This window comes from Sphingobium sp. ZW T5_29 (genome assembly GCF_044987515.1).
Classification (GTDB): domain Bacteria; phylum Pseudomonadota; class Alphaproteobacteria; order Sphingomonadales; family Sphingomonadaceae; genus Sphingobium.
In genome coordinates this window covers 98813-119987 of sequence record NZ_JBJDRM010000004.1, presented here as the reverse complement: position 1 = coordinate 119987, position 21175 = coordinate 98813, and the positions used below count along the sequence as shown (strand labels likewise).

Annotated in this window: 25 protein-coding genes; 15 read left to right on the top strand and 10 right to left on the bottom strand. The window is 62.0% G+C overall.

Annotated elements, in window-relative coordinates; all coding sequences use genetic code 11:
* Window positions 1-325: 325 nt before the first annotated feature.
* Together ACI3KQ_RS04490 and ACI3KQ_RS04485 are read left to right on the top strand one after the other, a co-directional pair.
* Complete coding sequence (locus ACI3KQ_RS04490) at window positions 326-1093, top strand: histidine phosphatase family protein (protein WP_404955205.1); 768 nt, start codon at window positions 326-328, stop codon at window positions 1091-1093.
* Entirely contained in the window at window positions 1090-1980 is an 891-nt protein-coding gene (locus ACI3KQ_RS04485) for an NAD(P)H-hydrate dehydratase (RefSeq protein ID WP_404955203.1), read from the top strand. Before ACI3KQ_RS04490 ends, ACI3KQ_RS04485 begins: the two co-directional genes overlap by 4 nt.
* On the opposite strand, the gene ACI3KQ_RS04480 is transcribed toward ACI3KQ_RS04485, so the two are convergent.
* The 4 genes from ACI3KQ_RS04480 to ACI3KQ_RS04465 form a co-directional block, all read right to left on the bottom strand.
* A complete protein-coding gene (locus tag ACI3KQ_RS04480) occupies window positions 1977-2894 on the bottom strand; it encodes a DMT family transporter (protein WP_404955201.1) in 918 nt (305 codons plus the stop codon). The two genes, ACI3KQ_RS04485 and ACI3KQ_RS04480, sit on opposite strands and share 4 nt — an antisense overlap.
* Window positions 2891-3247 (bottom strand): endonuclease domain-containing protein, encoded by a 357-nt coding sequence (locus ACI3KQ_RS04475; protein ID WP_404955199.1) that lies wholly within the window; start codon window positions 3245-3247, stop codon window positions 2891-2893. Before ACI3KQ_RS04475 ends, ACI3KQ_RS04480 begins: the two co-directional genes overlap by 4 nt.
* Before the next feature lie 134 nt (window positions 3248-3381).
* Window positions 3382-4902, bottom strand: coding sequence for a fumarate hydratase (locus tag ACI3KQ_RS04470; protein WP_404955197.1), 1521 nt, complete (start codon window positions 4900-4902; stop codon window positions 3382-3384).
* Window positions 4903-4998: 96 nt separating this feature from the next.
* Window positions 4999-5643 carry a glutathione S-transferase family protein gene (locus ACI3KQ_RS04465; RefSeq protein WP_404955195.1) on the bottom strand — a complete coding sequence of 215 codons (645 nt, stop codon included), beginning with the start codon at window positions 5641-5643 and terminating at the stop codon, window positions 4999-5001.
* A gap of 546 nt (window positions 5644-6189) precedes the next feature.
* Here ACI3KQ_RS04465 and ACI3KQ_RS04460 point away from each other — a divergent pair.
* Complete coding sequence (locus ACI3KQ_RS04460) at window positions 6190-8118, top strand: ribonucleoside-diphosphate reductase subunit alpha (protein WP_404955193.1); 1929 nt, start codon at window positions 6190-6192, stop codon at window positions 8116-8118.
* 67 nt (window positions 8119-8185) lie between these two features.
* Here ACI3KQ_RS04460 and ACI3KQ_RS04455 read toward each other — a convergent pair whose 3' ends face one another.
* Window positions 8186-8452, bottom strand: a complete 267-nt coding sequence (locus ACI3KQ_RS04455; RefSeq protein WP_404955467.1) for a DUF2171 domain-containing protein — start codon at window positions 8450-8452, stop codon at window positions 8186-8188.
* Window positions 8453-8541: 89 nt separating this feature from the next.
* Here ACI3KQ_RS04455 and ACI3KQ_RS04450 point away from each other — a divergent pair, with 89 nt between their 5' ends.
* The 3 genes from ACI3KQ_RS04450 (at window position 8542) to ACI3KQ_RS04440 (ending at window position 11050) form a co-directional block, all read left to right on the top strand.
* The gene (locus tag ACI3KQ_RS04450) at window positions 8542-9597 is read left to right on the top strand and encodes a ribonucleotide-diphosphate reductase subunit beta (protein WP_404955190.1); all 1056 of its coding nucleotides are present in this window, start codon (window positions 8542-8544) and stop codon (window positions 9595-9597) included.
* A gap of 4 nt (window positions 9598-9601) precedes the next feature.
* Window positions 9602-10330, top strand: coding sequence for a DUF3800 domain-containing protein (locus ACI3KQ_RS04445; RefSeq protein WP_404955188.1), 729 nt, complete (start codon window positions 9602-9604; stop codon window positions 10328-10330).
* Window positions 10331-10465: 135 nt separating this feature from the next.
* Window positions 10466-11050, top strand: coding sequence for a glycine zipper 2TM domain-containing protein (locus ACI3KQ_RS04440; RefSeq protein WP_404955186.1), 585 nt, complete (start codon window positions 10466-10468; stop codon window positions 11048-11050).
* On the opposite strand, the gene ACI3KQ_RS04435 is transcribed toward ACI3KQ_RS04440, so the two are convergent.
* Window positions 11047-11493 (bottom strand): thermonuclease family protein, encoded by a 447-nt coding sequence (locus tag ACI3KQ_RS04435; protein ID WP_404955184.1) that lies wholly within the window; start codon window positions 11491-11493, stop codon window positions 11047-11049. The two genes, ACI3KQ_RS04440 and ACI3KQ_RS04435, sit on opposite strands and share 4 nt — an antisense overlap.
* Before the next feature lie 86 nt (window positions 11494-11579).
* Complete coding sequence (locus ACI3KQ_RS04430) at window positions 11580-11885, bottom strand: hypothetical protein (RefSeq protein WP_404955183.1); 306 nt, start codon at window positions 11883-11885, stop codon at window positions 11580-11582.
* 135 nt (window positions 11886-12020) lie between these two features.
* Between ACI3KQ_RS04430 and ACI3KQ_RS04425 the strand changes: the two genes are divergently transcribed.
* From ACI3KQ_RS04425 to ACI3KQ_RS04410, 4 genes are all read left to right on the top strand, one after another.
* The gene (locus ACI3KQ_RS04425; RefSeq protein ID WP_404955464.1) at window positions 12021-12401 is read left to right on the top strand and encodes a RidA family protein; all 381 of its coding nucleotides are present in this window, start codon (window positions 12021-12023) and stop codon (window positions 12399-12401) included.
* Window positions 12402-12405: 4 nt separating this feature from the next.
* Window positions 12406-12762: an ArsC family reductase gene (locus tag ACI3KQ_RS04420; RefSeq protein ID WP_404955181.1), complete on the top strand. Its 357-nt coding sequence runs from the start codon at window positions 12406-12408 to the stop codon at window positions 12760-12762.
* 51 nt (window positions 12763-12813) lie between these two features.
* Complete coding sequence (locus tag ACI3KQ_RS04415; protein WP_404955179.1) at window positions 12814-13239, top strand: RrF2 family transcriptional regulator; 426 nt, start codon at window positions 12814-12816, stop codon at window positions 13237-13239.
* Window positions 13240-13306: 67 nt separating this feature from the next.
* Window positions 13307-13975: an MBL fold metallo-hydrolase gene (locus ACI3KQ_RS04410; protein ID WP_404955177.1), complete on the top strand. Its 669-nt coding sequence runs from the start codon at window positions 13307-13309 to the stop codon at window positions 13973-13975.
* 5 nt (window positions 13976-13980) lie between these two features.
* Here the strand turns inward: ACI3KQ_RS04410 and ACI3KQ_RS04405 are convergent, their stop codons facing one another.
* Window positions 13981-14412, bottom strand: a complete 432-nt coding sequence (locus ACI3KQ_RS04405; protein ID WP_404955175.1) for an MAPEG family protein — start codon at window positions 14410-14412, stop codon at window positions 13981-13983.
* Between the two features lie 211 nt (window positions 14413-14623).
* Between ACI3KQ_RS04405 and rpmF the strand changes: the two genes are divergently transcribed.
* The 5 genes from rpmF to ACI3KQ_RS04380 all read left to right on the top strand — a co-directional run bounded on the left by rpmF (window position 14624) and on the right by ACI3KQ_RS04380 (window position 17732).
* A complete protein-coding gene (rpmF, locus tag ACI3KQ_RS04400; protein WP_404955173.1) occupies window positions 14624-14803 on the top strand; it encodes a 50S ribosomal protein L32 in 180 nt (59 codons plus the stop codon).
* 65 nt (window positions 14804-14868) lie between these two features.
* Window positions 14869-15894 (top strand): phosphate acyltransferase PlsX, encoded by a 1026-nt coding sequence (gene plsX / locus ACI3KQ_RS04395; RefSeq protein WP_404955462.1) that lies wholly within the window; start codon window positions 14869-14871, stop codon window positions 15892-15894.
* On the top strand, window positions 15891-16859 hold the full coding sequence (locus ACI3KQ_RS04390; protein ID WP_404955170.1) for a beta-ketoacyl-ACP synthase III: 969 nt from the start codon (window positions 15891-15893) through the stop codon (window positions 16857-16859). The genes plsX and ACI3KQ_RS04390 overlap by 4 nt, the downstream gene beginning before the upstream one ends.
* A gap of 125 nt (window positions 16860-16984) precedes the next feature.
* Window positions 16985-17281 carry an integration host factor subunit alpha gene (locus tag ACI3KQ_RS04385; protein ID WP_404955168.1) on the top strand — a complete coding sequence of 99 codons (297 nt, stop codon included), beginning with the start codon at window positions 16985-16987 and terminating at the stop codon, window positions 17279-17281.
* 73 nt (window positions 17282-17354) lie between these two features.
* Window positions 17355-17732 (top strand): MerR family transcriptional regulator, encoded by a 378-nt coding sequence (locus ACI3KQ_RS04380; protein WP_404955166.1) that lies wholly within the window; start codon window positions 17355-17357, stop codon window positions 17730-17732.
* 80 nt (window positions 17733-17812) lie between these two features.
* Here ACI3KQ_RS04380 and ACI3KQ_RS04375 read toward each other — a convergent pair whose 3' ends face one another.
* Complete coding sequence (locus ACI3KQ_RS04375) at window positions 17813-18355, bottom strand: SixA phosphatase family protein (RefSeq protein WP_404955165.1); 543 nt, start codon at window positions 18353-18355, stop codon at window positions 17813-17815.
* The gene (locus ACI3KQ_RS04370) at window positions 18352-21102 is read right to left on the bottom strand and encodes an ATP-dependent DNA helicase (RefSeq protein WP_404955163.1); all 2751 of its coding nucleotides are present in this window, start codon (window positions 21100-21102) and stop codon (window positions 18352-18354) included. The genes ACI3KQ_RS04375 and ACI3KQ_RS04370 overlap by 4 nt, the downstream gene beginning before the upstream one ends.
* Between the last annotated feature and the right edge of the window lie 73 nt (window positions 21103-21175).

Below are 21175 nucleotides of genomic sequence, written 5' to 3'. Positions count from 1 at the left end.
CGGAGTTCCCCCATCCCCCGCAAACCCACGAAAACCTGTGACATGTTACGGGGGCAGTTTGGGGGAAGGAGCATTGATTTTAAACAGGAAAATTCTTCCACGGCTGAAACACGGGTTCGATTCCCGTAGGGGTCACCATATCTGCCAGTATATGGCATGAGTGACTTTCCCCATTTCTGTCGCCCCCGACACTGAATCTCCAGCCGTTGCCGCGCCTGTTGGCCGCTGCCCCAAAGCCTTGACCCAAAGCGCAATTGCGACGGATCAAAGCTGCGACCTGGCCGTTTTCCTGCCTTGATCACTCGGCATAAAGGCATTTCGCGACGTGCAATCCCTCCACTGGCCCAGCCGGCTTATCATCGTTCGTCATGGCCAAAGTGCTGGCAATGTTGCGCGTGACGCAGCGATGGAGGCGCAGGCTGACCGGATCGCGCTGTCAGTACGGGACGCCGATGTTCCCCTGAGCGACCTTGGCCGTGATCAGGCGCGCGCGCTGGGTCATTGGTTTGCCAGCGGGGCAGAGGATGAGCGCCCGGACATATTGCTGTCGTCCCCCTATCTTCGCGCGTTCCAGACCGCGCAGCTGTTTCGCGACGCCGGGGGCGCTCGCTCTGGTGAAAAAATCTGCTTCGATGAACGGCTCCGTGAAAAGGAATTCGGCATCTTGGACGGGCTGACGACCAGGGGTATTCACAGCCTGGAACCCGCCCAGGCCGAATTCCGCCGGATGCTGGGCAAATTCTATCATCGTTCGCCTGGGGGAGAGAGCTGGTGCGATGTCATTCTGCGCCTACGATCGGTCATGGACACGATTTCGCTGCATTATGCCGGGCGGCGCGTGATGATCTTCACGCATCAGGTTGTCGTCCTGTGCATGCGCTACATCATAGAAGGGTTGGACGAAGCGGGGATATTGGAGATTGACCGGGCAGGCGACGTCGCCAACTGCGCTATCACGGACTATCGTTATGATCCCTCGCACGGCGACAGCGGCGGGCTGGTGCTCCACCGGTATAATGTCACCGCGCCGCTGGAGGAAGAGGCCACCCCCGTCACCCGCGAACCCGACGCCATTGCCGGAGCACGGGGATGACGCCCCGACCACTCGATGCGCAATGGCTGCGCGCGCATCCTTTGCCGGAACCGGACGTCTCGTTCGACAAGAATGGGCGTGGGCGCGTCCTCGTCGCGGGTGGTGCGGAATTCGTGCCGGGCGCCCTGCGTCTGACCGGAGAGGCGGCGCTGCGCGCGGGGGCGGGCAAGCTGAAGCTGGCGACCGTCAGGTCCGCCGCCATGTCGCTGGGCGTGCTGATCCCCGAAGCGGCGATGATCGCCCTCCCCGCGCAGGAGGATGGAGAGCTTGCGGCGGGAGCAGCCGATATTCTCGCGGACCATCTGGCGCGCTGCGACACGCTGATCCTGGGGCCGGGGATGAGCATCAGCACCCAGACCGACGATCTTGTCGAACGCATATTGTCGGCCATGCAACCGCCGCTCACGCTGGTCCTTGATGCCGCCGCCCTGACGTCCGCCCGTCACCTTCAGGACCTGATCGCCCGGCAGAAAGGGCGCGTGATCCTGACGCCCCATCATCGCGAAATGGCGCTGCTTACCGGGCAGGATGAATCGGCGATTGCGACCGATCCGCAGTCGATCGCCCGTCAGGTCGCCAGCCAGTTCAGCGCCATCGTCCTGTTGAAAGCAAACCAGAGCATCGTCGCCAGCCCTGATGGCGACTGCCTGGTGCATGACGGGGGCTGTGTGGGGCTGGCGACGGGTGGATCGGGCGATGTGCTGGCAGGTATAGTCGGCGGGCTTGTGGCGCGCGGTGCCTCACCGCTAGTCGCGGCTGCCTGGGGCTGTTGGGTTCATGGCCATGCCGGGCGGCAACTGGCTTCGCGCGTAGGCCCCATCGGCTTTCTGGCCAGGGAGATACTGCCTCTGGTCCCCCGCGCATTGGAGGAAGCGACGCGAGACTAAAGAGCGCTGGCCAGCGCCAGGACAACGCCACCCCCGACCAGCATCAGCCCGATTATTTCAGTACGCGCCATCCGCTCGCCCAGATAAAAATGGCCGAAAGCGAGGGTGAAGCCGATCTCCACCTGCCCGACCACCCGGACCAGTGCGACCGGCGCTGTCGCGAAACCGGTAAACCAGCAGGCGGACCCCAGTGCGGACAATAGCCCCACCTGGCCCGATATGCGCCAGCTGCTGAACAGTTTGCCCAGCTGATCGGCTTCGCGCAGAAACAGATAGCCGCCCTGCATGATGGTCTGCAAAGTGATCGTGACCACCAGCACCACCAGCGCAGCCAGGATGGCGTCGTCGCCCCCGACCTCCTGCGTGGCGCGGCGAATGCCTACCGCCGTCAGGGCAAAGAAAAAGCCGGATGCGATTCCGGTCAGCGCTGCAGGCTGTCCCAGCGCCCTGACGAAATCGCCTACCCCCATGCGCTTGCCGCCCGTCGATAACAGCATCACGCCCGCCACGCCGCAGCCAATGCCGATCCACGCGATGGGGCTCAGCCGCTCACCCATCAACAGGAAGGATAAAATGGCGCCCTGCACCGCCTCTGTCTTGGAATAGGCGGTACCGACCACGAAGTTGCGGTGGGCAAAAGCCATGATCAGCAAATTGGTCGCGATGATCTGCGCCAACCCGCCGCCCAGGCAGAAGAGCAGGAAGGATAGGTGCGGGTGGGGCAGGGGCGCTCGGGTCAGCAGCACATAGCCTCCCAGCAGCAACAGCGCGAAGGGCAAACCATATAGGTAGCGCACCAATCCCGCCGCGTTGATCGACAGGCTATGGCTGACCCGCCGCTGCACCGCTGTGCGCCACGCCTGAAGCGCGCCTGCGACCAGTGTGGCTGGAAGCCAGATCGGCGAGGTGATCATTTAATCCTCCCCATCGGAAGATGGGTAGGGGAACCATCCGCAGGATGGTGGAGGGGAAAGGCGCGGCAGTTGTTCAGGATATGCGACGTCACATTTTCGAGGTTGCGCAAAACATCGGTGGCTTTGATCCTCAAAACCTTGATCCCCTGTGCTCGCAACCGCTCATCTCGTCGCCGATCATGCGCGATCTGTTCGATGTGATCGTGCCCGCTGCGATCCACCTCAACCGCCAGCGCCACCGAAGCGCAGTAAAAATCCAACACATAAGGCCCAACCGGATGCTGGCGGTGGAATTTCAGCCCCTCTGGTCGCTGCCTGAGCCATTGCCACAGAGCGACTTCTGGTGGCGACATAATCCGCCGCAAGTCGCGCGCATTATCGACTGTCTTTCTTCTCGGCGGCATCGTGCTATTCCCCTCCACCACTCGCTATGCGAGCGGTCCCCCTCCCCATCTCTCGATGGGGAGGATTTGGAGCCGCCATATCTTCACGCGCCTTCGAGAAGGCCTTCCTTCTTGATCTTTTCCTGCCACACTAGCGGGGCGAGGCGGTGGACGTTTTGGCCTTCGCTGTCCACGGCGACGGTCACAGGCATGTCCTGCACGTCGAACTCATAGATGGCTTCCATGCCCAGGTCTTCAAAGCCAACTACCTTCGCGCCCTTGATCGCGCGGGCGACAAGGTAAGCCGCGCCGCCGACCGCCATCAGATAGGCGCTCTTATGCTTGGCGATGCTGTCTGTCGCCGCCGGGCCGCGCTCCGCCTTGCCGACGCAAGCGGCCAGCCCCTGCTCCAGCATCATGTCCATGAATTTGTCCATGCGGGTCGCGGTCGTCGGGCCGGCCGGGCCGACCACCTCGTCGCGCACCGGATCGACCGGGCCCACATAGTAGATCACGCGGCCCTTGAAATCGACCGGTAGCTGCTCGCCCGCCGCGAGCATGTCGGCGATCCGCTTGTGCGCGGCATCGCGGCCGGTCAGCATCTTGCCGTTCAGCAGCAGGCGGTCGCCATGCTTCCAGCTCTGCACGATTTCGGGCGTCAGATTGTCGAGATCGACGCGGATCGCTTCCTTGCTCGGCTTCCAGTCGACCTGCGGCCATTCGGACAGCTTGGGCGCTTCCAGATAGGCAGGACCCGAGCCGTCCAGCGTGAAATGCGCGTGGCGGGTCGCGGCGCAGTTGGGGATCATCGCGACCGGCTTGCCCGCCGCGTGGCAGGGGTAGTCGTAGATCTTGACGTCGAGGATGGTCGAAAGCCCGCCAAGCCCCTGCGCGCCGATGCCGAGCGCATTCACCTTGTCGAAAATCTCGATCCGCAGCTTTTCGATGTCATTCTGCGGCCCACGGGCTTTCAGTTCGCCCATGTCGATGGGCTCCATCAGCGATTCCTTAGCGAGCGCCACGGCCTTTTCCGCCGTGCCGCCGATGCCGATGCCCAGCATGCCGGGCGGGCACCAGCCAGCGCCCATTTGCGGGATCATCTCCAGCACCCAGTCGACGATCGAATCGCTGGGGTTCATCATCTTGAACTTGGTCTTGTTCTCCGAGCCGCCACCCTTGGCCGCGACGTCCACGGTCACCTTGTTGCCCGGCACCATTTCGACATTCAGCACGCAGGGCGTGTTGTCCTTGGTATTGACGCGCGAGAAGGCCGGATCGCGCAGGATCGAAGCGCGCAGGCGGTTTTCCGGGTTCAGATAAGCCTTGCGCACGCCCTCATCGACGACATCCTGCATCGAACGGCTATTGTCGTCGAACCGGCAATCCATGCCCCATTTAATGAAGACGTTGACGATGCCGGTATCCTGGCAAATCGGGCGGTGCCCTTCGGCGCACATGCGGCTGTTGGTCAGGATTTGGGCGATGGCGTCCTTGGCCGCCGGATTGGCTTCGGCGTCATAGGCTTTACCCAGCGCGCGAATATAATCCATCGGGTGATAATAGCTGATGAACTGGAGCGCGTCGGCGACGCTCTCGATCAGATCGGCGGTCTTGATGACGGTCATCTTGCCTGCATGTCCCTAATTAGCGCCCGGCCCTGCACGGCGGGTCTTCGCAGGCGCGGCTAATAGGGATTGGGTCGAGAGTCCAGATATGCCGAGCTATCCGTTGGCATAGGGGAACATGTGCCACCAAGGCTGCTTCTCCTCCAGCACCCGTGCAAAGCTCGCCCGCGCCTCCAGCCGGTCGAGATAGGCGGCCAGCGCAGGAAAGCCGCCGCGCATCGGCTCCACCTTGTCCGCATAGAAGAGTGCGGGGGCAGCCGCGCAGTCCGCCAGCGTGAAGTCGTCCCCCGCCGCCCATTGCCGCGCCCCGATCCGCTCCTCCAGCATCGCATAGGCCTTGCCCAGCAGGATGCGCGCTTCGCCCATGCCATGAGCATCACGCGCATCTTCGGGCCGCAGCCGGTCGGCAACGATCTTCTGCATCGGCGTCATCACATAATTGTCGAACAGCCGGTCCATCAACCGCACTTCCAACGCGTCGCCGGGATCAGCAGGGATCGGGCGGAAGCGGCCAGCGCGCTGCTGCCCCAGATATTCGATGATGATGCTCGCCTCGGCGACCGTCCGGTCCCGCGCCTCGTCGCGCAGCACCGGAAACTTGCCCAGCGGCCACAGGGTGAGCCACGCTTCCGTCACGCCGGGCTCCTCCATCATCGCCCGTTCGAACGGCGTGTCATTCTCATAAAGGGCGATCAGCACCTTCCAGCAATAGGAGGAAAGGGGGTGATAATAGAGAATCATGGCTGCCTCTCATTCATGGGCCTTATGTCAGGCGCACCGGGGCTTTTAGCACGCTGGTGGGGCTTTTTCTCATCCACAGTTAATCCACATCAGCTTGTGGATAAGTCTTTGATGAACCACCATCCTTAGTAAAAAGGACAAGCCCCCTGACCCGTTCCGGGCAATTTCAGAGGCAAGCCAAATTTATTTTCGTTCGCACATTGTCCCTCTTGTCTTTTGCAAGAGTGAGGGAAGTCCGCGCGTCGCTGCGATGCGGCGTGACGGATTGTTGCCGGGTGAACAGCTTGGGAACCGTAACGAGTCCTCGAACTGTCATTTACCCTCTTGCAACCATTCAAGGCTGTGGCACTATCCCTTGTATCGGGTTAACGGGGGTTACCCAACAGATTGTGATTGTAACGGTCGGACCATTTTCCGGGCGAGGGGCGTTTTGTCCATGACGATCCACTGAAGGTGCCCCGCTCGGCTCGGTTGCAGGCCATCTGGTCGGAACTGACCGGAAAAGCTTGACCGAATCGAACGAAACATGAACATTCGGGGGCTCGCATGGATTTTCGAGACAGCGAACAGACAGGTGCAGGCGACGTGGCGACGGTTATTGACGATGTGGTGGAAACCGTGACGGAAAAGAAGGCTGCGCCCGCCAAGGCGGTGCGGTCCTCCTCTTCGATCCAGGAACGGCGCTTCGATGTCGTGACGGATGAGAGCCGCGATGCGCTGCTGACCGAATTCGGCAAGGATACGCTGAAGGACCGCTATCTGCTGCCCGGCGAAAATTACCAGGACCTGTTCGCCCGCGTCGCCGCCGCCTATGCCGATGATCAGGGCCATGCCCAGCGCGTCTACGACTATATCTCGCGCCTGTGGTTCATGCCCGCGACGCCTGTCCTGTCGAACGGCGGCACCGGGCGCGGCCTGCCGATCAGCTGCTATCTGAACAGCGTCGATGACAGCCTGGAAGGCATCGTCAACACCTGGAACGAAAATGTGTGGCTCGCCTCGCGCGGTGGCGGCATCGGCACCTATTGGGGCAGCGTGCGCGGCATTGGTGAGCCGGTCGGCCTTAATGGCAAGACGAGCGGCATCATCCCCTTCGTCCGTGTCATGGACAGCCTCACGCTGGCCATCAGCCAGGGCAGCCTGCGCCGGGGCTCGGCCGCCTGCTATCTCGACGTTTCCCACCCGGAGATCGAGGAGTTCCTTGAAATCCGCAAGCCCAGCGGCGACTTCAATCGCAAGGCGCTGAACCTGCACCACGGCGTCCTCTTGACCGACGAGTTCATGGAAGCGGTCCGCACCGGCGCTGAGTTCTCGCTCAAATCGCCCAAGGACGGCTCCGTCCGGGGCACGGTCGATGCGCGCAGCCTGTTCCAGAAGCTGGTGGAAACCCGCCTTGCCACCGGCGAACCCTATATCGTCTTCTCCGACACCGTGAACAGCATGATGCCCAAGCATCATCGCGATCTCGGCCTTAAAGTTTCGACTTCCAATCTTTGTTCAGAAATCACTTTGCCGACGGGTCGCGACCATCTCGGCAATGACCGGACGGCGGTCTGCTGCCTTTCGTCCCTGAATCTGGAAACCTGGGACGAATGGAACAAGGACCCCGTCTTTGTTGAGGATGTCATGCGCTTCCTCGACAATGTGCTGCAGGACTATATCGACCGAGCGCCGGACGAAATGGCGCGGGCCAAATATAGTGCGGAGCGCGAACGGTCAGTGGGCCTGGGGGTGATGGGGTTCCACTCCTTCCTCCAGGCCCGTGGCCTTCCGTTCGAAGGCGCGATGGCCAAGAGCTGGAACCTGCGCATCTTCAAACATATCAATGTGAAGGTGAACGAAGCCTCGATGCAGCTCGCGGTGGAACGTGGCCCGTGCCCCGACGCCGCCGACATGGGCGTGATGGAACGGTTCAGCTGCAAGATGGCGATCGCGCCCACCGCGTCGATCAGCATCATCTGCGGCGGCACTAGCGCCTGTATCGAACCGATCCCGGCGAACATCTACACGCACAAGACGCTGTCGGGCAGCTTCGTGGTGAAGAATCCCTATCTGGAAAAGATCCTGCGCGACAAGTCGAAGGACAGCACCAATGTCTGGAACACGATCCTCGAACGCGGCGGTTCGGTCCAGCATCTCGATTTCCTGAGCCAGGAAGAAAAGGACACGTTCAAGACCAGCTTCGAAATCGACCAGCGCTGGCTGCTCGAACTCGCCGCCGACCGCACGCCCTTCATCGATCAGGCGCAATCGCTCAACCTGTTCATCCCGGCGGACGTGGAAAAGTGGGACCTGATGATGCTCCACTTCCGCGCATGGGAACTGGGCATCAAGTCGCTTTACTATCTGCGCTCAAAATCGGTGCAGCGCGCTGGTTTCGCGGGCGGGGTGGAAGCGGACAACACCATCGACGCACCGAAGTTCGAATTGGGCGGGGAAAGCACAGACTATGACGAATGTCTTGCCTGCCAATGAGCTAATGGGGGGGATGGGCGCGGCGGTGGCGACACTAACCGCGCCCACACAATCACCCCCGGAGGCATCACCCCTCGTCTTGTTCCTCTTCAAAGAGGACGGCGTTGGCTCCGGTCGCAGACAACCGCACAGTGCCGTCCTCATCAATCCCGGCCACCAACCCCTGGCCGATATAATGATGATGCCCGGAGTGACTTCCTTCGCCACTGTCCGCCTTGATCAGCTTGATACGCTGATGTCCTTCGGCACCCTCGACATGATCGACAGTGCCCACATGGACGCCATCAGCGCCGATAACCTCAGCATGTTCCTTGATGCTGGCAAGATCAACCATCATATATCTCCTGTGCCGGGAATGACGGGACCTCAACGTCTCGCCCCCGCGCAGGTTGCGCTTTTCCATTAATTCGCGGAGCCGACCCAATGCCCCTTCTTCAAGCCAGCAAGGTCTACAAGCCTTTCGAATATCCCTGGGCCTATGAGTTCTGGAAACGTCAGCAGCAGCTCCACTGGCTGCCTGAAGAAGTGCCGCTGGGCGAAGATTGTCGTGATTGGGCGCAGAAGCTGTCCGACCATGAACGCAACCTGCTGACTCAGATTTTCCGCTTCTTCACCCAGGCGGACGTGGAAGTGCAGGACTGCTACCACGAAAAATATGGCCGCGTGTTCAAGCCGACCGAACTGAAGATGATGCTGACTGCGTTCAGCAACATGGAAACGGTCCACATCGCTGCCTACAGCCACCTGCTCGACACGATCGGCATGCCCGAAAGTGAATATAGCGCCTTCATGCAATATAAGGAGATGAAGGACAAACACGACTATCTGCAGCAGTTCGGCGTCGATACGGACGAAGATATCGCCCGCACGCTCGCCATGTTCGGCGGCTTTACCGAAGGTTTGCAGCTCTTCGCCTCCTTCGCCATGCTGATGAACTTCCCGCGCTTCAACAAGATGAAGGGCATGGGCCAGATCGTCACCTGGTCGGTGCGCGACGAAACGCTGCACTGCGAAGGCATCATCAAGCTGTTCCACGCCTTCTGCGCCGAACGCGGTTGCCTGACCCCGGCGGTCAAGGACGACATCATGGACATGTGCCAGAAGACGGTGCGCATCGAGGATGCCTTCGTCGACCTCGTCTTCGAAATGGGTCCGGTCCCCGGCATGACGCCCAAGGACATCAAGAAATATGTCCGCTACATCGCCGACTGGCGCCTGGGCCAGCTGGGCCTCAAGCCCATCTACATGATCGACGAACATCCGCTGCCCTGGCTGACTCCGCTGCTGAACGGTGTGGAGCACGCCAACTTCTTCGAAACCCGCGCGACCGAATATTCAAAGGGTGCCACCCGCGGCCAATGGAACGAAGTCTGGGATGCGTTCGACCGCAGAAAGACGCTCAAGACCGGCGACGCCGCCAATGTGGATGAACCGAGCGATCCCGACATGTTCAAGGCTGCGGGCATCGCGGCGGAGTAATATAGTGCGCTTTGTTTACTTTGATGAATGCAAGTATCAAGATCCTCAACAGCCATTTTATTGGTTAGGCGCTCTTTCCATCGCCGCAGAGAATATCTCGGAGGTTGAGGAAAAGGCTAATGGTATCGCTAAGGATTTTTTTGGAACTCAGCGTTTAGCCCGAGATACTGAATTTCATGCGAAAGATATATTTCATCGCAAAAGGCATTTTTCTGATTGGGATATAGAAAAGCGTCTAGCCTGCCTCCAGAGACTTGCGGATTTAGCTGGCGATAATGAGTTGGTCCGCAGGCTCTACGTGCGTATAGATCCCAAGAAAATGGTTCGATCGCATGGGTGGGCGGACGACGCTTTCATGTTTCTTGTCGAAAAGGTTCAGCAAGATGCGATGAGCCAGTCGGCTCATTGTATTTTGATCGGCGACTTAGATGGGAATTTTTCAGAGGGTTCAGTAGCCAATCTTTCTCGGTTTCGTGATGAAGGAACAGATTTTGTGTTTGGCCATAAAATCGACCGACTCATCGACTCCGTTTATTTCATCCCCTCACATCACAGCCGCCTGCTCCAGTTGGCAGATGCATACACATATTGCCTTCAACTTTGTGAAAGTCCTGACGACGGGAAATACCCTCGAAAGAAGATGAAGGATTATATTATAAACCAGACCAGCGTTCTCCAGCCTCATAGATACAAGGAATGGCCTACAGATCAAAGTTGGTACCGCGCGGCATAAGAGCGTGACTCAAGTGGTTCAGAGACTGCTCCCCTTTCCGCCCACTGAACATTAAGTTTTGTTGCGTTCATGCAACGTCCATCCCCAATCATGTGTTAACCTTTCAGCCTGAAAATTTTGGCAAGGAGCAGACCCATGAAGATCAGTTTGAAAAGCGCGCTGTCCGCGCTTTCGCTGGGTGTGATGACGCTGACCAGCGCGCCTGCGCTCGCCCAGCCGCGGGAACATCGCGAAAATGCGCGCGAATATCGCAAGGATATGCGGGAAGCGCGCCGGGATTATCGCAAGGACAATCGCGAAGCCCGTCGCGACTATCGCAAGGATGTAAGGGAGGCCCGCCGCGACTGGCGCGATGATCGCCGCGACAATGGCCGCCACCGCGGTCATTGGAAACGCCCCGGCAAGGTCGTCTATGGCTATGACTGGAACCGCCCGGATCGCCGTTATGGTAGCCGCTATCGTCCCGACCGCTATTATCGCAGCGGTTATGAACCGATCCGCGTGACGCGTGGGACCCGCATCTATCGTGGTTATGACGACCGTTATTATTGCCGCCGGTCGGATGGCACGACCGGCCTGATCGTTGGCGCGGCGCTGGGTGCGCTGCTCGGCGGACAGCTTGATCGCGGCTATTCCAACACGGCTGGCATCCTGATCGGTGGCGGCGCGGGCGCTCTGCTCGGTCGTGAGATCGACCGTGGCAGTCTGAACTGCCGTTAACTACGGCACCAGGGCTGGCGCGACCCCGTCCAGGGGCGCGCCAGCCCTTCTGCGACCAGCATCGACCCGATCGAACGGCCGTCGCGCGTCACGATCCGCAACAGCCGACCATAACGATCCCGCTCCCGATCGATCCGTCTTGTGGAAAAGGCTCCCGCATTCAGCAACGCCTGCAACCGCCGCGTCGCCCGATCGCCCAGCTTCCGTTCTGCCTCGCACCGTGGACTGTGCGTTTCGGGCGTATCGATATCCGCGATCCGCACTTTCTCGCCGCTCATCCAGAAAGTATCGCCGTCCACCACGCAATTCACCCCGCCGCCGCTATGGCAAAAGGTGAAGCGAGAAGAGGCTGTTTCTAAAGCGAACGCCGGAACGCGCTGCCCGATCATGCTCAACACAATAACGACGACGGCGGGGATCGGAAGGCGGCGGCGGGACAACATCCGCCCAGCATAGGAATCAGGCGCAGGTCCGCGCGCCCAACCTCATCCGATCAAGCTCCGTTATGGCGGCGACCCAAGGAATATGGTCAGCGCTCGCCCTCTGTCGGACCCAGCGAATCCTCCTCATCATCCATCTGCGGCTCACCGGCATAGGCGTCCATGTCGATTCGACCGGATCGGTTCATTTCCTCCATCCGCTCGACCAGATCGGGGGTGTCGTCGGGGATGATCTGGGCGGGATTGGGCTTGCCGCCCCGCTCGCTGTCCTCGGACAGGTCAGTGCTGCGGACCCGCGCGTCGTCGGCTACGTCCTGCGCCTGCGATCCGCTGTCCCTCTGTTCGTCATTTTCCTCGATAGGGTCGGGGATATGGCTCTTGTCGTCCTGGTCCATGGCATGTCTCCTTGGACCATCAACGGATCAGCCGCGCCGCTGTTCCTGGCCCGGCGAAAGCCTCTGGACAGCAGCGACGGCACGGGGCAAGAGCCGCCCAATCCTTTCCCCGTTTCCGCTCGAAGGAACCTTCCCATGTCCCGCAAACTCATTTCCTCGGGCTCGCCGTTCGAAGCGCAGGTCGGCTATTCCCGCGCCGTCGTCCAGGGCGACTGGTGCTTCGTGGCTGGCACGACCGGCACCGACCCGGAAACCAAGGCGATGCCCGAAAGCGTCGTCGATCAGACCGCCAACGCGCTGAAGGTCATTGGCAAGGCGCTGGACGAAGCGGGCTTTTCCTTCGCCGATGTGGTGCGCGTGACCTATTATATCACCGACCCTGCTTATTGGGACGATCTGGGCCAGGCGACCGCTCCGGTCTTTGGCGACATCCGCCCCGCGGCCAGTTGCATCGTCACCGGCCTTATCAAGCCGGAGATGAAGGTCGAAGTCGAAGTCACCGCGTTCAAAGGCTGACCCCATGATCACCATGTACGGCATCAAAAATTGCGACACGATCAAGAAAGCGCGCAATTTCCTGGATAATGAGCGCGTCGCCTACAGCTTCCATGACTATAAGGTGTCCGGCGTCGACAAGGGCAAGCTGGAAGAATGGGTGATGGAACATGGGTGGGAAACCATCCTCAACCGTTCCGGCACCACCTTCAAGGCGCTGGACGCAGGCGATAAGGCGCATATCGACGCGGAAAAGGCGATCCTGCTGATGACGACCAATCCGTCGATGATCAAACGGCCCATATTGGATGTCGGCGGCAGCACCGTGGTGGGCTTCAAGGCGACGACCTATGAAACCGCACTGGCGGGTGTAAAGGCCTGATCGGCGGCGCGGCGGCTTGTAAAATGAGGCCGGGGAGCGAATAACGGGGCCATGCTTTCGCAGAAGACCCGTTATGCCATCCGCGCGCTCCAGCATCTTGCCGACCGCTACCGCCAGGGACCTGTGCCCCTGAACGAAATCGCCACGCGACAGAATATTCCGGCAAAATTCCTGACGGTGATCCTGTCGGAACTGTCCCGCGAAGGGCTGGTAGCGACGCAGCGGGGAAGGGACGGCGGCTATTGGCTGGCGCTGGCGCCCATCGACATCAGCTATGGCGACATCGTCCGGCTGACGCGCGGATCGCTGGCCCTGACGCCCTGCGCCAGCCGTTTCGCGCATGAAAGCTGCACCAACTGCCTGCCCGAATCGGAATGCCGCTTGCACCGTGTCATGTTGCGGGTGCGGGACGAAACCGCAAAGGTGCTGGACGGGATCAGCCTGGCCGAACCGCTCGGCCTTGAGCAGGTAGAGTAGCGCGATTGACGGTGGCTTGTGCAGCCGGGCTCTTGCGCACGCCGCGCAGCTTCGCCACATCGGCGCGATGACCACGCCTTCGCAGACCCCGCCGCTTCAGGCCGCGCTGATCCCGGTGACGCCGCTCCAGCAGAATTGCACCCTGTTCTGGTGCACCGCCACCCGGCGCGGCGCGTTCGTCGATCCCGGCGGCGACCTGCCGCGTTTGAAGGCGGCAGCCGATCAGCAGAGCGTCACCATCGAAAAGATATTGGTGACCCACGGTCATATCGACCATTGCGGAGAGGCGGGCATCCTCGCCAAGGAGCTGGGCGTACCCATCGAAGGCCCCCATGAAGCCGACCGCTTCTGGATCGACCGGTTGGAGGAGGATGGCCGCAGCTATGGCGTGAATGGCCAGATATTCGAACCGGATCGCTGGCTGGCTGACGGCGACCAGGTCACGGTCGGCAATCTGACGCTGGACGTCTACCACTGCCCCGGACACACGCCTGGCCATGTCGTCTTTCACCATGCGCCCAGCAAGCTGGCCATTGTCGGCGATGTGTTGTTCCAGGGGTCAATCGGGCGAACCGACTTCCCGATGGGTAATCATCAGCATCTGATCGACGCGATCACCGGGAAGCTGTGGCCGCTGGGCGGTGACACGGCGTTTGTGCCGGGGCACGGCCCCATGAGCAATTTCGCCCATGAACGCCGCACCAACCCCTTTGTCAGCGACGCTGTGCTGGCCTGAATTGATCAGACCTGGGCGGCGAGCGCAGGCGGCGCGGGGACTTCACGTGTCGCGCTATAGGCTATGTACAGCGCTGCAACGGCCAGGACGACCATGACGGCCCAGGTCAGCATTGCGCCTGTGGCGCGCCAGGGCGTTGGATGATCGGCATCCATGCCCAGCGGGTGAGCGATCCGCGCGATGACATAGGCACATGCGATGATCCACAGCCACAGCGGCGAACCGATCGCCAGTTCCACCAGCACGAAAAGAATGAGGACCAGCGGGGTATATTCGACAAAGTTCGCTTGCGCGCGCATGCGCCGCGCCAGCAACGGGTCGCCACCATCGCCATGCAACGTCTTGTTGGCCATCCGAATCTTCACGCAGCGGATCGCCAGCCACAGGTTCAGAAATGCGCAGGCGGCGGCCAGCGTCAGTGTGATCGGCAGCAGCATGATGTCTTCCTCCCTCATCTTTTTACCGGACGGCAAGGTAGAGGGGTCGGTGCCAACGGCAAGGAAGGACTTGCGCCCCGATTAAAAAAGGCTATAGGCGCATGGCTTCGCGATCACCCGGGCCGCATGGGTCTGCGGCGCCCTGTGGCGTCGCTTCCCGTCGGATACTGGCCGGTTGCACAACCAGATAATTACGGAATAAGGTGCCGACATGGCTGTCCCCAAGAGGAAAACTACCCCGTCCCGTCGTGGCATGCGCCGCAGCCATGATGCGCTGCGCGTCGAAGCGTTCCAGGAATGCTCGAACTGCGGTGAACTCAAGCGGCCGCACAATCTGTGCGACAGCTGCGGCCACTATAATGGCCGTGAAGTCGTTGCTGTCGGGGCGTAACGACACTCTCTCTCCTGTAAAGGTGTCCTGAAGTGTCCAGCCAGCCGCGAATCGCAATCGACGCGATGGGCGGGGATGAAGGCGTGCGCGTGATGATCGCTGGCGTGGCGCTTGCCCGTCATCGTCACGAAGGGCTGCGCTTCACGCTGTTCGGCGATGAGTCGCGGATCAAGTCCGCGCTCGACAATCACCCGAACCTGCGCGCCGCCTCGGAAGTCGTTCATGCCAAGGACGTGGTTGATGCCGGGGACAAGCCCAGCGTCGCCATCCGCAAGAAGGCCAGCTCCATGAGCATGGCCATCGCTGCGGTGAAGGCAGGCGAAGCGGGCGCGGCCGTGTCTGCGGGCAATACCGGCGCGCTGATGGCGATGGCGAAGGTGGCGCTGCGCACCATGCCGGGGATCGATCGCCCGGCGCTGGCGGCGCTGCTGCCCACGCTTGGCGACAATGACGTGGTCATGCTCGACCTGGGCGCCAATACGGAATGCGATGCCCGCAACCTGGTGCAATTCGCTGTGATGGGGGCCGCCTATGCCCGCATCGCGTTCGACCTGGACCGTCCCCGTGTCCGGCTGATGAATATCGGGACGGAGGAGATGAAGGGCACGGAGGAAATCCGCGACGCCGCCGCCATGCTGCGCGCCGCCGCCAGCCTGCCATTATCCTTTGAAGGCTTCACCGAAGGCGACAAGATCGGTCGGGGCGACGCGGACGTCATCGTCAGTGACGGCTTTTCCGGCAATGTCGCGCTCAAGACTGCGGAAGGCACGGCCCGGTTCGTCACGGACCTGCTGCGCACCGCCTTCACCAGTTCTATCCGGTCCAAGATCGGCTTCCTGATTTCCAAGCCTGCGATGCATTTGCTCAAGCACCATCTGGACCCCAACAACCATAATGGCGCGGTCTTTCTGGGCCTCAACGGCGTGGTGGTGAAAAGCCATGGCAGCGCCAATGACAAGGGGGTCGCCAACGCGGTTCACGTCGCGGCGCGCTTGCTGGAAGAAGACATCACCCGGCGCATCGCCGCCGACATGGCAGGCATTGCGTCGCTGTCTGCGGTTGCGTCGAAACAGGAGCTGACCGCAAAGTGATTCGCAGATCCGTTCTTCTGGGCACTGGTTCCGCGCTGCCAGTTCGTGCGGTCAGCAACGCCGAACTGGCGCAGACCGTCGATACGAGCGACGAATGGATTGTCGAACGCACCGGCATCCGCAACCGGCACATAGCTGGCGAAGGTGAAACGACCGCCAGCCTGGCGACCGCAGCTGCCCGCGCTGCCCTGGATATGGCGGGCCTTTCGCCGCAGGACATCGACCTTATCATCCTGGCGACCGCGACGCCGGACCAGACCTTTCCCGCGAGCGCCACGCTGGTGCAGGCGGCGCTGGGCATTGACGATTGCGTCGCCTTCGACGTGGCCGCCGTATGTTCCGGCTTCCTCTATGCCGTGACCGTCGCCGACAGCATGATCCGGTCGGGCGCAGCGCAGCGCGCTCTGGTCATCGGCTCTGAAACATTCAGCCGCATCCTGGACTGGGAAGACCGCACCACCTGCGTCCTGTTCGGCGATGGCGCGGGCGCGATCGTGCTGGGCGCGGAAGAAAGCGTTGATGGCAAGCGCGGCATTTTGTCGTCGAAACTTCATGCCGACGGACGCCACAACCAGCTGCTCTATGTCGATGGTGGCCCTTCGACCACGCAGACGGTCGGCAAGCTGCGGATGAAGGGGCAGGAGGTGTTCCGCCACGCTGTCGTCAACCTGGCCTCGGTGCTGACGGAAGTCATGGAACTGGCGGGCCTTGCCCCCACGGAAATTGACTGGCTGATCCCGCATCAGGCCAATGCACGCATTCTGGACGCGACCGCGCGCAAACTGAAGCTTTCGCCTGAAAAGGTGGTCATGACCGTGGACCGCCACGCCAATACATCGGCCGCTTCGGTGCCTTTGGCGCTTGACCTGGCCACCCGCGACGGGCGCATAAAGCCGGGCGATTTGCTCGTCCTCGAAGCCATGGGTGGCGGCTTTACCTGGGGTGCATGCGTTCTTCGGGTCTGATCGTCCCTATTTGCGGCAATTTCATGGACTTTTCCCCGCAAGTTACCTTGCAGAATCGCTCGGTTTGTCGCAAAATCCATCATTGAAGTCCGCGAATATCAAGCGGATGCAGGTGGGGACGAATCATGACTGTTTCCGGCACATTGACGCGTGCGGATCTCGCTGAAAGCGTGAACCGTCATATCGGCCTGTCGCGCGCGGAGTCCGCCGCCATTATCGAATCCATATTGGACCATATGTCCGCAGCGCTGGAGCGCGGGGAAAATGTGAAAATCTCCAGTTTCGGCACCTTTGTCCTGCGTGACAAAACCCAGCGCATGGGCCGCAATCCCAAGACAGGGGTTGAAGTGCCGATCGAACCGCGCCGGGTGCTGACCTTCCGCGCCAGCCAGACCATGCGGGACCGCGTCGCCGCCTCCTGAGCGGCGGGCTGGGTCAATCTCTGGAATGCGCCCATGGTTGCCTTTAGGCGGCTAACGGTGCAACATCATTGGCATGAACAAGGCAGACGGCGCATTCCTGACCATCAGCGAACTGTCGGCGGAATTGGGCCTTCCCCAGCATATATTGCGTTATTGGGAAACGCGTTTTCCTCAACTCAGGCCGCTGCAGCGATCCGGTAACCGGCGTTACTACCGCCCCGCAGACGTCGCCCTCGTTCGACGTATCAACCAGCTGCTGAATGTCGAAGGGTTCACCGTCCGCGGCGCTCAAAAGGCGCTTGCGCAAGGGGGTGGCGCTGCTGTGCCGACCAACGTTGCTCCTGCGCCGGAAACGTCAATACAGGACTCGCAGCCGCAGGATATTCTTGAACGGCTTCAATCCATTCGCGCTACGTTGGCCCGCGCGGTCAACGGGCGGGACACCCTCTGACGCGGAAAGAGCGGCGGACGATCTCCCATGTTCGGTGAGGTTAATGAGGGCGCGCCCGACTATGCCCCCGCTGCCTGGATTCAGCGTGATCCCGGACCGAGCGCAGGATCGATGTCGCGGGGGCGGATGAAGCTCGCCAGTGTCGCAACCCCCTTGTGCGCGTCGACCCAGCGGTCAATCGCCAGGTCCATCGTCGCCAGGCTGGCGGTCGGAAACTTGACTTCGACTTCTTCCCGCAACCGGCTTGTCCCGTCATCAGGCACAAGCTCCAATATCAATTCCTCCAGCCCCGGATTATGGCCCGCCATCAACACATTGTGAGCGGTTTCGGGCAGGTCGCGGATCACGTCGAACAATGTGGCCGCCGACGCCAGATAAATGCGACGGTCCCAATGCGGCTCTAGCGCATCGCCATAGCCGACCAGGAAAGTGTCCAATGTCTGGGTTACGCGGACGGCGGGTGATGCGACCAACAGGTCGAACGCCATTTTGCGTGACCGTGCGAACTGGCCAACGATCATCGCCGCCTTTTCCCCCCGCCGATTGAGCGGTCGATCGAAATCGCGTGCTACCGGATCGTCCCAGTCGGATTTGGCATGGCGCAAAAGGGTCAGCCGCTTCATCTTTGCTCCAGGTCGTGCATGCCGGATTCGTCGTCCTGATGCCCTAGCGCCGCGCCGCCACCAACGCCAGCGCGGGAATGCGTGTTGACCGCAATGATCGCTTCATCCAGCGTCACGCGCCGGATGGGCGTGCCAGGGGGAAAGGCGCTGAGCAGGCGGCTGGGCATGGCGGCGGACAGGATGACGAAGCTGCCGCTATCCTCCGCCCGGCGGATCAGCCGACCGAAAGCCTGCGCCAGTCGTGCGCGGATCAGCCGGTCGTCATAGGCCGCGCCGCCGCCAGCAAGACGCCGCGCGGCGTGCAATACGGTGGGCTTGGACCAGGGAACCCCCTCCATCACCACCAGCCGCAGCGACTGGCCCGGCACGTCGACGCCATCGCGCAGGGCGTCGGTTCCCAGCAGCGACGCGCGCGGATCGTCACGGAAAATGTCGATCAGCGTGCCCGTGTCCATGGGATCGACATGCTGGGCGTAAAGCGGCAGCCCAGCCCGCGCCAGCCGGTCCGCGATCCGTGCGTGCACCGCCCGCAACCGCCTTATGGCGGTGAACAGGCCCAGCGTGCCACCGCCCGCTGCTTCGATCAGCCGGGCATAGGCGCCGGACAGGGCCGCGATGTCGCCGCGCTTGATATCGGTGACGATCAACACTTCGGCGCGGCTGGGATAGTCGAAGGGGCTGGCCGCTTCGAACCTCTGCGCTCCGCGCGCCAGATGCGTGGCCCCGCTGCGGCTTTCCGCATTGCCCCAGTCGCCGCCACCCTTCAGCGTCGCCGAAGTGACCAGAACGCCATGCGCAGGCTTCAAAACTGTTTCGGCCAGGGGGCGGGTCGGGTCCAGCCAATGGCGGTGGACGCCTATGTCATATTCGCGCCCCTCCACCCGATCGACGGTCAGCCAGTCGACATAGTCCGGGTCGGCGGGGCCACCGATCCGCGCCAGCAAAGCCAGCCACGCCGTGATCAGGTCGCGCCGCCAGCCCAGGGACGCGATCGCGCCTTCGATCCGCGCTCGTGCGGCGCCGTCCAGCCAGTCCGGCGCATCCTCCACCACCGCTTCCAGCCGCTTGGCGAGCCGGGCGAGCGGCCTCAGCAGCGCGTCCAGCGCCAGCGCGGCGTCCTGTGCAGCCTCCACCAATGCGCCGTCGGGTTCGGCAAGCTCCGTTTCCAGCCCATAGCCCGCATCTGCTTCGCCCGTATCCGCGGCGCGCGCATAGACTGTCCCGCGCACGGCGGACAGCAGTTGTTCGACCGGGCCAAAGGGTTCGCCCGCGACAATGCGTTTCAGCCATTCGTCGGCTGGCAAGGCACGCGCCGCGTCCGCCGCTGCGCGGATCGCATCGCCCCCTTCCTCATCATAGCTGGCAAGGTCGGACAGGCGCGCCGCCAGTCCGCGCCGCCGCCCGCGCGAAGACCCTTCCGGTCCCATGATCCAGCGGCGCAATTCGATCGCTTCATGCCCCGACAGCGCCACGGAAAAGGTCGCGTCGGCGGCGTCGAACAGATGATGGCCTTCGTCGAAGACTATGCGTTGTGGCCGCTGTCCGCTTTCCCGTCCGCGTGCGGCGTTGATCATCACCAGCGCATGGTTGGCGATGACGATATCCGCTTCGGCGGACGCGCGCGCCGACCGTTCGATGAAGCATTTGCGATAATGCGGGCAGCCGGCATAGATGCACTCGCCCCGCCGGTCTGTCAGCGCGGTCGATCCATTGCGCCGGAACAGGGTAGGCAGCCAGCCCGGCAGGTCCCCGCCGACCATGTCGCCATCCTTGCTATAAGCCGCCCATCGGGCGACCAGCTGCGCCAATATGGCGGCGCGTCCGGCAAAGCCGCCCTGCAACGCATCCTCCAGATTGAGCAGGCACAGATAATTTTCCCGGCCCTTGCGCACCACGACCCGCCGCGCGGCGGTCGCCGGATCGGGGAAGAGGCGCAGGCTTTCGCGGTCAAGCTGTCGTTGCAAAGCCTTGGTATAGGTGGAAATCCAGACCGTGCCCTGCGCCTGCGTCGCCCATAGGGATGCGGGGGCCAGATAGCCCAGCGTCTTGCCGATGCCTGTCCCTGCTTCGGCGAGCAGCATGTTGGGCTGATCGCGATGCGCGCGCGGCAGGAAAGCCTCCACCGCCGCCGCCGCATAGGCGCGCTGGCCCGGCCGCGCTTCGGCCTGGGCGCCGGTAAGGTCGGACAGGCGTGACAGCACCGCTTCCTCTTGCAGAGCGACGGGTCGGGTCGCAGGCCTGGGTGGCGCTTCGTCCCATTCGGGCAACCGCGAAAACAGCCAGCGTTCTGCTTCGGCTGGGCGGCGGATACGCGGCGCGACCAGGGGGCTCCAGGGCCAGCGAAGCCGATGCAGCGACTGGGCGCTGGTCCAGCCGCCTTCGCGTTCGGTCCAGCCGGACCCCTCCAATATGTTCAGCAAGGCAGCTGTTGCCGCCTGTAGCAGCGCGGGAATATCGGCTTCGGCTGTGGGCCGCTCCAGTCCCAGCGCCTCTGCCAGCCCCTTGGCCGTCGGGACCAGAAAACGGGCAGGATGGACGAACGCCCACAGTTCCAGCAGGTCCAGCCCGTTAAGTTCGGGGTAGCCCAGCCTTTGCCCGGTCAGGGGCGCATTGAGCAGCAGGACCGGCGTTTCCGCCGCGCGCCCGATCGCGCTTCCCTTGGCGACGGCCTGTGTTCTATCCCCTTCGCGCAACCAGATGCCGCCATGGCTGGCATGAAGAGCGGGCAGGGTGGTGGGGTCGATCACATCTTTTCGATTAGGCGAGCCAGAACAAAAGGGAAACCTGAAATTGCCCCAATCACGGCGAACCGACGTTGGT